Source organism: Mucilaginibacter sp. P25, assembly GCF_050859465.1.
Classification (GTDB): Bacteria; Bacteroidota; Bacteroidia; order Sphingobacteriales; family Sphingobacteriaceae; genus Mucilaginibacter; species Mucilaginibacter gossypii.
Genome location: NZ_CP193937.1, coordinates 3,960,808 through 3,973,743, shown reverse-complemented (window position 1 = coordinate 3,973,743; position 12,936 = coordinate 3,960,808). Strand labels below are relative to the sequence as shown.

Sequence of the window (12,936 nt, the reverse complement as noted above, 5' to 3'; positions counted from 1 at the left end):
AATCAATTGATATTGCAATTTTTTAGGTTGCCCAGGCTTTATCACCTTTTTTGTATGGCAGGTTACCGTCATATTTACCAGGAACGGCTATATAACGTAATGCCTGTGTGGCACCCGGTTTTGAAGTGAAGAAACCCAGCAGGGTTAATTCCTTCAGCATCCTGAAATAATGGTTAGGATCTTCGGGCTTTTTGGTTTTGGTATAGTCTTTTTGTTCTTTGTCAAGCGCAGTTAATAGTTCGGTACGCTGCTCCGGAGTGGCCTCCAAAAACTTTTTACCAAATTTTTTGTCGCTTGCATCATTCAGGTCTTTAAGGCCTTTGGTGAAAATTTTCTGATCATCGGCAGTATAGCAATCCTGTACCATTACGGTCATAAATTTGCCAATTTCGGCAGCTTTAGCCCCAGGGGTTGAGGTTGCAGGCAAAATGGTTTCGCCAATTTCATCCATCAGGGCTACATCATCCTGTGTAAAAAGGTCGTTTACTTTCGGCGAAGATGATTTACATCCGGAGATGAAGAACTCGGCGCCGATGATGGTACCGCCAAGGATCAAACCTACCCTGCCTATCGCTTCTCTTCTATTCATGTTTAATTATTGATTTACTGAATTAGTTGGGTTAGTGAATTAGTGTTTACCAGACTTACGAAGTTTTAAAAACTTCGTAAGTCTTTCCCCAACTAATCACGTATTCCTAAATTACGCTTTTAACACGAAACCTTCGCGGTAATCGCGTTTTATATATTGGTTAACAGCATCAAAGTTGGTAACTTTCATAGCCTGGTTATCCCAAACCAATTTTACTCTGCCGCCATTTAGCTCATGACCGCGAACCGCAAGGTTAGCCATCAATAGCGCCTCAGTAAGCGGACCAGCCTTATCAAACGATGAGCTTAACTCTGTTTTACCATAACCTGCTATACATCCTTCAACCCACTGTGCGTAGTGGCCGTTAGCGCCGCCCGGTACACGTGCCCATTTCTGCGGAGCTTTAGCGCTTTTGGTAAGCGATTTCGGCAATAATGTTGCTGCATCAGAATAGGTGCTTGCATACATTTTACCTTTTGTACCGATAAACAATGTACCGTTACCTTCTTCACCGCCAAAATCTTCGCTCGCTAATAATTCAGCAGGCCTTTCTGGTTGGATACCACCGTCCATCCAGTGCAGTGTAACATCACCTTTGGTTTTATCGGTTTTAGGGAATGTTAACGTGATGTGGCTTGATGGAGGGCAGCTTTCAGGGAAGTGGCCTTCTTTAAACTCATCTACATAAACACTGCCAACACTGGCCTGTACATCCTTAGCATACTGAATACCCAACACGCGGAAAGGAGCTTCAACCAGGTGACAGCCCATATCGCCAAGGGCGCCGGTACCGTAATCCCACCAGCCGCGCCAGTTAAATGGTACCAGTTTATCAACATAATCTTTTTTAGGTGCTGTACCCAGCCACAGGTCCCAATCCAACTCTTTAGGGATATTTGGTTGGGGCGGTGGCCATGCAATGCCTTGCGGCCAAACGGGGCGGTTTGTCCAGCAGTAAACTGTGTGCACATCGCCAATCAGGTCGGCATCATACCATTCCGACATTAGGCGTGTACCATCATTTGATGCACCCTGGTTACCCATTTGTGTAACCACTTTATACTTTTTGGCAGCCTCTGTTAGTAAACGGGCTTCCCAAATATCGTGCGTTAGCGGCTTTTGAACATAAACGTGTTTGTTCAGCTGCATAGCATTGTAGGTAATAATAGCGTGGTTGTGATCGGGTGTTGAAACCGATACCGCGTCAAAATGCTTGTGTTCTTTGTCAAACATTTCGCGCCAGTCCTTATAATACTTTGCCTTAGGAAAATCGCTGCGTGATCTTGCTGCTCTGCGGTCGTCAACATCGCACAGGAAGGCGATCTCGGCCTTGCCGCTTTTGTAAAAATTAGCAATATCGCTTTGCCCTTTACCACCGGCACCTACGCCGGCAATCAATAACTTGTCGCTTGGAGCTATAAAACCTTTACCGCCCAAAACATGGCGCGGAACTATCATAAAACCAGCGGCCGCTATGGCGCTGCTTTTAATAAATTGCCGTCTCGACGGGTTTGGGGTTTTGTCCTTTTCTTCAGTCATAGGTGTTTTTATTAGGTTGTTTTTATGTGATGTTGGTTAAATTTCACCTTTTTTAAGGATCTCAACAGCATGGTTGGCTGCACGTGCGGTTAATGCCATATACGTGAGCGACGGGTTTTGGCATGCAGCCGAAGTCATACATGAGCCATCGGTAACAAATACGTTCTTAGCATCCCAAACCTGGTTCCACTCGTTCAATACTGAAGTTTTTGGATCACGGCCCATACGTGCGGTACCCATTTCGTGAATACCACGGCCAAGGAACGGATTAGTGCTTGAAGTTTGTACATCTTTAGCGCCAATAGCTTCCAGCATTTCTTTGCCGTCTTTTTCCATATCGATACGCATTTTCAGCTCATTCGCTTTCAATTCGGCATCAATGGCAACAACAGGCAAGCCCCATTTATCTTTTTTGGTTTTGTCGATGGTAACCTTGTTTTCGTGATAAGGCAATGTTTCGCCAAAAGCGCCCATACCTATATGCCATGAACCTGGCTCGGTCAATGCATCCTTAAACGCACCGCCAATGTTCAATTCGGCAATGTCACGGCTCCAGCCTTCGCGGCTTGCCGAGCCCTGGTAACCGAAACCACGGATGTAATCACGTTTTTCGCCGTTAAGGTTACGGTAGCGCGGGATATAAAAACCATTTGCACGGCGACCGAAATAATATTTATCCTCATAACCTTCGATCCTGCCATAAGCGCTAACATTAAGGTGGTGGTCCATCAGGTTGTGGCCAAGCTCGCCGCTGCTGCTGCCTAAGCCACCTTCCCAAACGTCGGTTGCTGAGTTCATCAGGATCCAGGCCGAGTTAATGGTTGATGCGTTTACGAATACGATCTTAGCGAAGTATTCATAAGTTTTATTGGTTTCAGCATCCAATACCTCAACGCCTTTGGCTTTTTTGGTATCCTTATCGTACAATATTTTGGTAACTATAGACCAAGGGCGAACGGTTAAATTACCGGTAGCCATAGCCGCAGGCAATGTAGCCGATTGTGTGCTGAAATAAGCACCGAACGGACAGCCCAACCAGCATTTGTTACGGTATTGACAGTTGGTACGGTTGTTATGCGGTACAGTGATATTAGCCGTACGACCGATGATCATGTGACGCGCTTCTTTATAAAATTCTTTCAAGCGTTTTGAAACGTCTTTTTCAACCACGTTCATTTCCATAGGCGGCATAAAATCGCCATCAGGAAGGATAGGTAAACCATCTTTATTACCGGAGATCCCGGCAAACTGCTCAGCGTAGCTATACCACGGAGCGATGTCTTTGTAGCGGATAGGCCAGTCGACAGCAATGCCATCCTTTAAGTTGGCTTCAAAATCAACATCAGCCCAGCGGTACGATTGGCGTCCCCACATCAGTGAGCGGCCTCCTACGTGGTAACCACGGAACCAGTCAAAACGTTTAATTTCTGTATAAGGACTATCTTTATCACTTGCCCAATAGTCAAGGTTGGTTTCATTTAACGGATAGTCGCGTTTAAGAACCGGGTAATCATCAATCATTTTCTGGGTACGGCCGCCTCTGTGCGGAAATTCCCATGGATCTTTGGTTGCGTTTACGTAATCTTTAATGTGCTCAATATTACGGCCACGCTCAAGCATGATGGTTTTCAAACCCTTTTGTGTTAGTTCCTTGGCAGCCCACCCGCCTGAAATTCCTGAGCCAATGACTATTGCGTCATAAGTGTTTGCAGACATACGAATAATATGATTAGTTAAATTTGTTTAGTACTTGGTTGTGTCGTTAAATGTATGAATAAAATTCATTTTCCAAATATTACATTGTGTTTTTTTTACACGAAGCCTTTAGTTGTAGTAGCACTGGTAGTAAGTTTTAGTAGCAGTAGCACTGGCAGTTGCAGTTAGTTTCCCCTACATATTTGCTGTTTTCTACAACTTTTACTTTTAAATAGCTGCTACTTTTAACTGCAACTGCTACTATTTAAATAACCGCCACTCAAAACTACACTATATATTCCCCTTCTTCATCTCGCTCATGGCATAATCGGCGGCCCTTGCCGTAAAGGCCATATAAGTTAGTGACGGATTTTGGCACGAGGTTGATGTCATGCTGGCGCCGTCGGTAACAAATACGTTTTTAACGCTATGCACCTGGTTCCATTTGTTTAATATCGATGTTTTAGGATCATTCCCCATACGGGCACCGCCCATTTCATGAATATCAAGCCCCGGTGCTCGTTTATCGGTACTTGCTTTAATGTTAGTAAAGCCCGCGCTGGTGAACATCTCAGTTAACTGCTCCACATAATCCTTCTTCATCTTCTCGTCGTTATCGTCGTAATCAATGTTCATCTTTAATAACGGCACACCCCAGGCATCTTTTTGCTTGTCATCAAGACTTACAAAATTGCTTTCCTTCGGGATGGTTTCGCCCATCATGTGCGAGCCTACACGCCACGGGCCAAGCTCTTTGTTAGCCAGGTTATCTTTCAGACTGCTACCTACGCCGTCCCAACTACGCTGCGGGGATCTGTAAGCGCCAAAGCCTGAAGCATAACCGCGTAAAAAGTCGGTTTCTTGTTTGTACACATTCCTGAACCTTGGGATATACCCCCGCCGGCAGGGTTACGGCCATCTGTAGTCCATTCCTTTGCACCATCATACTCGGCTCCAATATGGGCCGAATAATTATGGAAAGCTACATATTTACCCAGCACACCGCTATCATTGCCCAAACCATTAGGGAAGCGGTGTGATTTAGAATTAAGCAATATCAGGTTGGTATTTAACGCCGCTGCATTGACAAATATTACTTTGGCGTAGTAGTCGATAGCTTCTTTGGTATTGGTATCAATAACCCGCACACCGGTAGCTTTACCCAGCTTATCATCATATATAATAGATTCCACTACCGAAAATGGCCTTAATGTGGCGTGACCAGATTTTAAAGCCCAGGGGATAGTGGTAGCGTTAGCGCTGAAATAGCCACCAAAGGGGCAGCCACGCTCACAGATCGTTCTCCTTTGGCATTGTACCCTGCCCTGATCAAGGTGGATTTGATTAGGGGTTGACAGGTGGGCGCAACGAGCGCTGATCACATGTCGGTTTTTATACTTACTTTTTACGTGATCTCTGAAATATTCTTCAACAGCATTTAATGGGAATGCGGGTAGGAACTCACCATCCGGCAATTCGGCAATGCCATCACGGTTACCCGAAATGCCGGCGAATTTCTCTACATAACTATACCATGGTGCAATATCTTTGTAACGGATAGGCCAGTCTACCGCGAAACCATCGCGGGCGGGGCCTTCAAAATCAAAATCGCTCCAACGCTGGGTTTGGCGCGCCCAAAGCAGGGATTTACCGCCAACCTGGTATCCGCGGATCCAGTCGAAGGGTTTATCCTGAATGTATGGGTGCTCTGCATCTTTAACAAAAAAATGCGCGGCGCTTTCTCCAAAAGCATAACAGCGGTTTACAATAGGATTGGCTTCCTGTACAGCCATCGGCAATTCGCCCCGGTGTTCAAACTCCCAGGGGTACATATTGGTAGTCGGGTAATCCTTAATGTGCTTCACATCGCGGCCACGCTCCAGTATCAATGTTTTTAACCCTTTATCTGCAAACTCTTTAGCAGCCCATCCCCCGCTCATGCCCGAACCAATTACTATCGCGTCGAAAGTGCGTTCTTTAACGCTGTCGATATTTAAATTAGCCATTACTTATACTGCTTGCTTTTGTTTGTAAGGGAAATGCGCATTGTACCTGCCCGGCACAAGCTCATATACCACCTCTTTAGTCATAAAATATTTTGAATTGGTATAACCGTTTATGGTTTGCCTTTTTACTATGCTGTAAAACTTCTTAAGCTCGGGCGAATACTTGCCTGCAGGAGGAGTGGCAGGTGCAGCATCTTTTTTATCACTGTTTTTTCTGGCCGCCTCTTCTTCCGCTTTACCTTCTTTTTCTATATCCAGCAAAAATACTTCGCGGGTTTTAGTATCAAGCTGGTCAAACGTTTTACTATATAATTTTTGAGATTGATCTGCGAAATGGCCCATGCCAGTTACAAATGCCTGCTGATCTTCCTTTTTATAGCAGTCATCCACCATCTTCAACACAAATAAATGCAGCTGCAGGTCTTTGGCACCCGGCGTTGTTGTTTTAGGTATAATAGTTTCTGCTACATTGCCTATCAACTGTTCCTGATCGGCAGTGATATCAATATTTTTGAGTGCAACCTTCGACTTTGCTTTATCCTGCGAACAGGCCGGGAGCAATGCAGCCCCTCCTATTATTAAAGCCAGGTTTTTAATGACGGTACGCCGGTCCATTGTTTAAACTAAATTGTTTTAGCTAAGCCCATTTATCTGCCACAAAACTTTCAACTTACTGAACAGGTAACGAGAAAGGCTTAATATGATTTATAATGTGTTCCCAAACTTAATAATTACAATTCAAAATAAAAGGCTGTAAAAATTAAATCTTCACGGGTGTAAGTTAGTCTTATACTATTAATAGCCCCATTTTTTCATGATTTGTAAATCAATTTTTACACAATCGATTGGGTCTTTGCCCTGGTATGCTTCCTGCTCAATAATGAACAACGAGGTGCCGCCTTTTTTTGCCCCAGCCTTTACAATATCCCTAACAGGCAGGATCCCCGCGCCTAAAATAGTACTCTCAGTATCATCGCCACCATGAGGCGGTACTTTAATTTCGTCCTTTACGTGCATGGACTGGAAACGGCCGGGATATTTATTGATAAACTCCAACGCCCTGCCACCAGTAGTGTACATGTTGCCGATATCTATTTGCTGGGCCACCAAAGCCGGATCGGTATTTTGGATGATATAATCATAAAGGGTAATATCCCCTACTTTGGTACTGATCTCAAAGTTGTGGTTATGGTAGCCAAACATCATGGATGATTGCTTGCAAAGCTCACCGCATTTGTTAAACTGCTCCATAGTGCGTTTCAGGGCATCGGTATCTGTACGTACCTTTTCATCAAGCCAGGGGCTTATCACAAACTTTTGCCCCATAGTGGCCGCGTCTTCAACAGTATACTTCCAGGCATCGGTAAAATCATTTTTGGCTGCATCCCAGTGCTGAGGTGTCATTACGGTATGGCCGCTTGGCATTTTAAGGTCAAGATCGGCCAGGATCTTTTTAAATTCTTTGGCGGTATAGCCGTAAAATTTTCTGTCGATGTAATTTGCATGCTCCACATGTGCATAACCTGCATCAGCTATCTTTTTAAGCGTTCCCTGCGGATCGGCCTTCATGGCATCGCGTACACTATAAAGCTGCACCCCTACCCGTTTAAGCTTACTATCCGTAGCGGCAAATAAACTATCAGGAAGTAGTGCCGCCCCGGCTACTGCCATTGCGCCGGTTTTTAAAAATGATCTGCGTGATGTATACATGGTTATATGTTTAAGGTTATTTTGCAATAGGAAATACAGGAAACAATAAATCAGAATTACTTACAAATGCCAGGTGCTTGCTATCCGGCGCCCATGACGGGGTATTGATAGTACCCTGACCGCCGTATAAATAAGCTACCACTTTTGAAGGGCCTCCGCCTACCGGCATCAGCCTTAAATAGACATGCTTATAAAAAGGATGGTCGCCGGGGGATACTTCGTTTTTCAGGAAGGTAATATAAACTATCCATTTACCATCCGGCGAAATATGCGGGAACCAGTTGTTATAATCATCATTAGTAAGCTGGGTTTGTTCACTACCATCGGCTTTCATGCGCCAAACCTGCATCAGGCCGCTGCGCACCGAATTAAAGTAGATGTATTTTCCATCGGGCGAATATTCGGGGCCATCATCCAAACCGGGCGTGTTGGTAAGGCGCTCTTCGGGACCACCAGCGGCGGGGATGCGGTAAACGTCAAATTCCTTATTGCGCTCACCGCAAAAAACGATGTACTTTTTATCAGGCGACCAGCCATGCATATAACTTGCGCCGTGCCCGGTTTGGGTTACCCGTGTAGCCTCGCCACCGGCCGAAGAAACTGTGTATCCTATTGATGGGCCACCATCGCCGCTGCTGATAGCCAGCATTTTGCCATCGAAGGAAAGCACATGGTCGTTATTATTATTTTTAGCGATGCCGGTATTGAGTACCGTTGGTGTATGCGATTTAAGATCGAATTTATACAATGAGCCTTCGCTGTTATAAATGAGTGATTTGCCATCAAGCGTCCAGTTTGGTGCCTGAAGTGATTTTGGTGATTGATAAACCACCGTGGCATTCTGACTTTCAAGGTCAAGCAACTCAATGGCGCTGCCTAAATATTGTTTATAAGGAATCAATGAGGCCGGTGCGGGTGTAACTATACGTACGTTATTGAATACAGCTTTCTCGGTAACATCCGCATTGTGCGAGCAGATGAAAATGCCTACATAAACGTCGTCGCCCAGGTCAAGACCGGTTACTTCCTCGCTCACAAAGAGATCGCCTTTGCGGGCTACCGACATGGTATAGGTATTACCTTTGCGTTCCAACTGGATCACATCGGCCGCAGTGATGGATGCCTTCTTTTCTTCGGTAATGCCGCTTACCGTTTTACGGTATTGCAACGAGGTTAAGCCATCTCCATGCACAACGGCATTGATATGTTTTGAATTTGAATCAAGCGTGGTGCGAACCATTAGTCCAACCTTGCGATGCGCTTCAAAACCTTTGCCTATAAATGCGGCGTTGGTGCGAAGAATGAAATCGCCTTTCATTTTCTTCCACACAAAGTGAAAATCATCATGCGTAGCCCAGATATTCTGGCCCGAACCAATAAGCGTATATTGCTGTAATTTAGCGTCATATACACCGCTGCCCTGATGCTTGACCGTACCAACATCGGTTTGGCCTTCAAATATTCCTACGTCCTGAGCACTAACCCGGGCAGAAAACAAGGCAATGCAAGCTATGCATAACACAACATTTAATATTTTACAGCGCATTGGTTTGGTGTTTAGTGTACACTATAATCGGTTCACTAAGGTATATAATCAATTCGCTATTAAGATAGTACTATTTTAACAATTCTCCACATTTTTGATATATAGCCAGATTTTTACAAAGTGTAATTTTAACACGGAGAGGAGGTTAAAACAGGACGCTGTTGTTATTGGTATTGTCACATTGCCGTTGTTGGTGTTGTCACCAACAACCACCAGATAGGTTAACGCGTCGGATGACATAGAGCGGAGATCACCAGTTGAATTGCACAGCGCATAGTTGTTGGTGACAACACCAACAACGGCAAAAGTTTTTCAATTCCCTCCCCTGGGAGGGGTGTGGTAGGAAATGTGTAATGGCAGGGAGGGGTTCATCTGCTATTTCCGGTATAGGCAAAGCGATGAAACCCCTCCCTACACCCTCCCAGGGGAGGGAATCGCACAATCCAACGCCTTTTCTTCTTTCCACAAGATGACGATGACAATACTAACAGCAGCCAAAGTGGCGGCAAACCAAACAAAAAGGCCACAGCACTTATCTTGCTATGGCCTTTTAATGTATTTAATAACAGCTTATTCCGCCGCTACCAATATTTCAGCAACTGGTATAGCCGCTGGCGATACTACCGGTCCCGGCGTACAATATTCCTTCAAAAAATCAGCTTTTGAATCGCGGTATGAGCTTACAGCTCCCAGCATACTCATCATTTTAATATAACACCAGGCCAAATCAAACTGATATGGCTTAAAGCCAGAGCGGGCGCTTTTAGGATATAAATGGTGGTTGTTATGCCACTCACCTGCTACATAACCCGGCCACAACTGATTGATTGACATATCCTCGCGGTTATGGTCGATACCTTCACGGCGCATATCTTTTCCTTTTCCATGACCTTCGTAGTTAAATGTACGTACACCAACTGCCCAAATGCCGGCAGAGCCAAATACAGCACAAGCTAATGCCGGTCCGCCTAAAAGGTAGAAAGCTGTAAACCAAAAGCCCCAGTTCAGTATAATACCAATTATGGTTCGGGTTGGATTAGCCAGGGTGCCCCATTTTTGATACTGCTTGTAAGTATTTGTATTTACCCCCGTGTGTTTCATCAGGTTAACACATTTTTTGTAAGTGACTTCGTCCATGTTTCGTGCTATGGGCTGATGATTAACATCTGCTAAAAAGCAATACATAAAACCACCTTGTGCATTGTAAGGATCGCCCGGCTGATCAGATAAAGCGTGGTGCACATGGTGCGATACTGCGTAGATTTCTTCAGGGATGATCTTCAATGTAAGGTTCTGGGTAAAAAAACGCCAGAATTTATTTTTAAAGGTGTAAGCTCCGTGAGTGCAATACCGGTGGTGCCAGATTGTACCATGGGTGCCCATAATAATCATACTGTATACGAAGGCAACAATAAGCCCGGTGATACTGAAATATTTAAAGATGAACAGCCCCAGGAACGGCACTAAAGCCAGCACCAGCGACCAGCTTAAAAACGAAAGCCAGTTTTTTTATCCCTGAATACATTTAGCCGTTTAAAAAATTCTTTTACAATTTGTGTGTTAGTAGGTTTTGAGAGGTTGCCAAGCCCATCTGTCCAACCATATGCAGGTGGTTCGAGCACAGTGTTTAAAAATGCCATTAAGTGTTTGGGAGATTAGTTTAAAATTGTCGGAGAATTGTTATAAATTGTCACAATATAGTAAAAAGTACCTACTGCTTATACGTAACAACGGGATAAATAGATTTAAATTACCCAACAAATGATTAAAACTTTTTCAAAATAATTAAATTTCTTTATAAGAAATTATAAAAGTTAATATCAGCTACATATTACTTAATAAGCATTAATCGTATAGCAGACCATTAATTTAAAATAGGAATAATTTTTGAGGAAAGTTTAATCCGTTACCAAGGGAAGACTAAAACTGAAGGTACTGCCCCTGTTCAATTCTGAATTTACCCAAAGCCTGCCGCCGTTAAACTCAATAAGCTCCTTGCATAAAAACAAACCAATGCCGGTGCCTTTCTCGCCGGAAGTACCTGTTGCTGTATATTTCGTATTAAGGCTAAATAACTTGCCAAGTTTTTCTGCAGGAATACCGTTGCCGGTATCGTTAACACTGATCACCACCATACCTTCATCAACGGTGCTTAGCAAACTAATAATACCGTAATTGCCCGTAAACTTAATAGCATTACTAACCAGGTTACTTAAAACTACTTTTACATGCCTTTCATCGGCCTGTACACACATCCCGGGTAAAGCCATGTTTTCAAACCTGATATTTTTTTGCTGAAAAAGGTAACTAAAAATCCTCCCGATTTCATTGCCAATTAAATAAATATCGACTGCTGATGCTTCAAGATTAACGCCTTTGATTTGGCTGCCCGCCCATTCAAGCAGGTTTGAAAGGGTTAATTCGGCACCCTGTACTACCGGCTCTATTTCCTTCATCAGGTCCTGAACTTCATCATCGCTTAAAACACGGGTGTTGTATAAACGTAATATAGAATTCAGATTAGCAAGCGGTGTACGCAGGTCATGCCCTATTACAGCCAGTAACTTATCTTTAAGATTATTAATATTTGCCAGGTTTGCCGATTGGTCTTCTATCAGTTCTTTTTGAATTAATAAGGCTTTATGCTGCTTGCGCATCCGGTTATTTAAAACCCGCTTTTGTTTATAAAGGTAATAGGTAACCGACAAAGCCAATATTACAACCAGCAATGAAATAAGCAGTGTAATGATTATAACCTTTTGCAAATGAATTTTTTCGCGGTATTGCCCTGCCTTTTCCTCAACCGCGGCAATAGCATTAAGACGGCTGTTGAGCTCAAAATAACTCTGTATGAGCTCGGTACTTTTACGCTTATTGGCAGCGCTAACGCTATCGAGCGCCTGGGTGTACTTTTTCTGATAGACTAACGACTGTACCATATCATGCTTTTGCTCAAAGCTGTAGGCCATGGTTTTATAAGCCGACGAAATGCCATCCATAACACCGATGCTATCGGATAAATCCGCGCCTTTTTTTGCAAGGTCAACGGCTTTGTCAAACTGGTTTAACGAATTGTAAATAACAGCACGTTCAATAAATGAGATAGCCCTTAAACGCTTATTATTAACAATATAACTCATTTGCAGGGCAGTGTCTGAATAAGCGACCGCCTGTTGATACTGCCCTTTTAACCGATAAGCATTAGCCAGCCGGCTATATAATATACATATCGCGGGCTGGTCATTTACCGTACGGCTAAGCTGCATGGCAAGTTTGGCAAGAGCAATGCCTTTATCATATTGTTTAAGCCTGGCGTAAACAAATGAACGCTCGTTATAAACTTCGGCAAGCATTTTAGGATCATGACCGGCAAACCGGGCCGCGATGTCTAAATTTTTTATAGCCTTGCTATAGTTTTGCAAATCTGTATAAGCCCTGCCGATAGAACTATAACAGTGGGCCAGTAACAGCGGCTTGTTTTTGGGCAGATAATTTAAAGCCGAATTAAAATAAAACAAACTGATAGGATAGTATGACTGCGACCAGTACACATGCCCTAAATTTAAAAAAGCGGCGCCCGTACCTTCATTATATTTTATTTTTTCCGAAAGCAGCAAGGCATGTTCAGCACTTACCCTTGCCTCGTAGGGAGCACTAACATAGGTTTCCTCAACCAATTTGTTAAGGCTGTCGATGGTTTTGATTAGTGACGGCGATTTTTCCGGCTCAATTCCGCTTGTTTTTTGCGCATAAACAGTACTATGCATTAATAACAGCAATAATAAACCAAGGGGCCTTGTCATTCGCTAACAGTTTCAGACTGCAATCTAACAATAAACTTAATATAGGCA

Annotated in this window: 8 protein-coding genes and 1 pseudogene; all 9 read right to left on the bottom strand. The window is 43.7% G+C overall.

Annotation, left to right across the window (positions count from 1 at the left end):
* Positions 1 to 22: 22 nt before the first annotated feature.
* On the bottom strand, positions 23 to 589 hold the full coding sequence (locus ACRQ5D_RS20100) for a gluconate 2-dehydrogenase subunit 3 family protein (RefSeq protein WP_091175423.1): 567 nt from the start codon (positions 587 to 589) through the stop codon (positions 23 to 25).
* A 111-nt stretch (positions 590 to 700) separates the two neighbouring features.
* Entirely contained in the window at positions 701 to 2,128 is a 1,428-nt protein-coding gene (locus ACRQ5D_RS20095) for a Gfo/Idh/MocA family protein (RefSeq protein ID WP_091175426.1), read from the bottom strand.
* 36 nt (positions 2,129 to 2,164) lie between these two features.
* Positions 2,165 to 3,844, bottom strand: coding sequence for a GMC oxidoreductase (locus tag ACRQ5D_RS20090; RefSeq protein WP_090524591.1), 1,680 nt, complete (start codon positions 3,842 to 3,844; stop codon positions 2,165 to 2,167).
* 270 nt (positions 3,845 to 4,114) lie between these two features.
* Positions 4,115 to 5,829, bottom strand: a pseudogene (locus ACRQ5D_RS20085) (GMC oxidoreductase).
* Positions 5,830 to 5,832: 3 nt separating this feature from the next.
* The gene (locus ACRQ5D_RS20080; protein ID WP_091175430.1) at positions 5,833 to 6,444 is read right to left on the bottom strand and encodes a gluconate 2-dehydrogenase subunit 3 family protein; all 612 of its coding nucleotides are present in this window, start codon (positions 6,442 to 6,444) and stop codon (positions 5,833 to 5,835) included.
* Positions 6,445 to 6,624: 180 nt separating this feature from the next.
* Positions 6,625 to 7,539 (bottom strand): TIM barrel protein, encoded by a 915-nt coding sequence (locus ACRQ5D_RS20075; RefSeq protein ID WP_091175478.1) that lies wholly within the window; start codon positions 7,537 to 7,539, stop codon positions 6,625 to 6,627.
* Positions 7,540 to 7,555: 16 nt separating this feature from the next.
* Positions 7,556 to 9,085: a TolB family protein gene (locus tag ACRQ5D_RS20070; RefSeq protein WP_091175432.1), complete on the bottom strand. Its 1,530-nt coding sequence runs from the start codon at positions 9,083 to 9,085 to the stop codon at positions 7,556 to 7,558.
* A 570-nt stretch (positions 9,086 to 9,655) separates the two neighbouring features.
* Positions 9,656 to 10,561, bottom strand: a complete 906-nt coding sequence (locus ACRQ5D_RS20065) for a fatty acid desaturase (RefSeq protein ID WP_431200258.1) — start codon at positions 10,559 to 10,561, stop codon at positions 9,656 to 9,658.
* 422 nt (positions 10,562 to 10,983) lie between these two features.
* Positions 10,984 to 12,888, bottom strand: a complete 1,905-nt coding sequence (locus ACRQ5D_RS20060) for a tetratricopeptide repeat-containing sensor histidine kinase (protein WP_091175438.1) — start codon at positions 12,886 to 12,888, stop codon at positions 10,984 to 10,986.
* Positions 12,889 to 12,936 lie beyond the last annotated feature (48 nt).

Excerpts from the sequence above, each read along its gene's own strand:
- ACRQ5D_RS20100 (WP_091175423.1), bottom strand. The coding sequence starts at position 589 with ATGAATAGAAGAGAAGCGATAGGCAGGGTAGGTTTGATCCTTGGCGGT.
- ACRQ5D_RS20095 (WP_091175426.1), bottom strand. The coding sequence starts at position 2,128 with ATGACTGAAGAAAAGGACAAAACCCCAAACCCGTCGAGACGGCAATTT.
- ACRQ5D_RS20075 (WP_091175478.1), bottom strand. The coding sequence starts at position 7,539 with ATGTATACATCACGCAGATCATTTTTAAAAACCGGCGCAATGGCAGTA.
- ACRQ5D_RS20090 (WP_090524591.1), bottom strand. The coding sequence starts at position 3,844 with ATGTCTGCAAACACTTATGACGCAATAGTCATTGGCTCAGGAATTTCA.
- ACRQ5D_RS20060 (WP_091175438.1), bottom strand. The coding sequence starts at position 12,888 with ATGACAAGGCCCCTTGGTTTATTATTGCTGTTATTAATGCATAGTACT.
- ACRQ5D_RS20080 (WP_091175430.1), bottom strand. The coding sequence starts at position 6,444 with ATGGACCGGCGTACCGTCATTAAAAACCTGGCTTTAATAATAGGAGGG.
- ACRQ5D_RS20070 (WP_091175432.1), bottom strand. The coding sequence starts at position 9,085 with ATGCGCTGTAAAATATTAAATGTTGTGTTATGCATAGCTTGCATTGCC.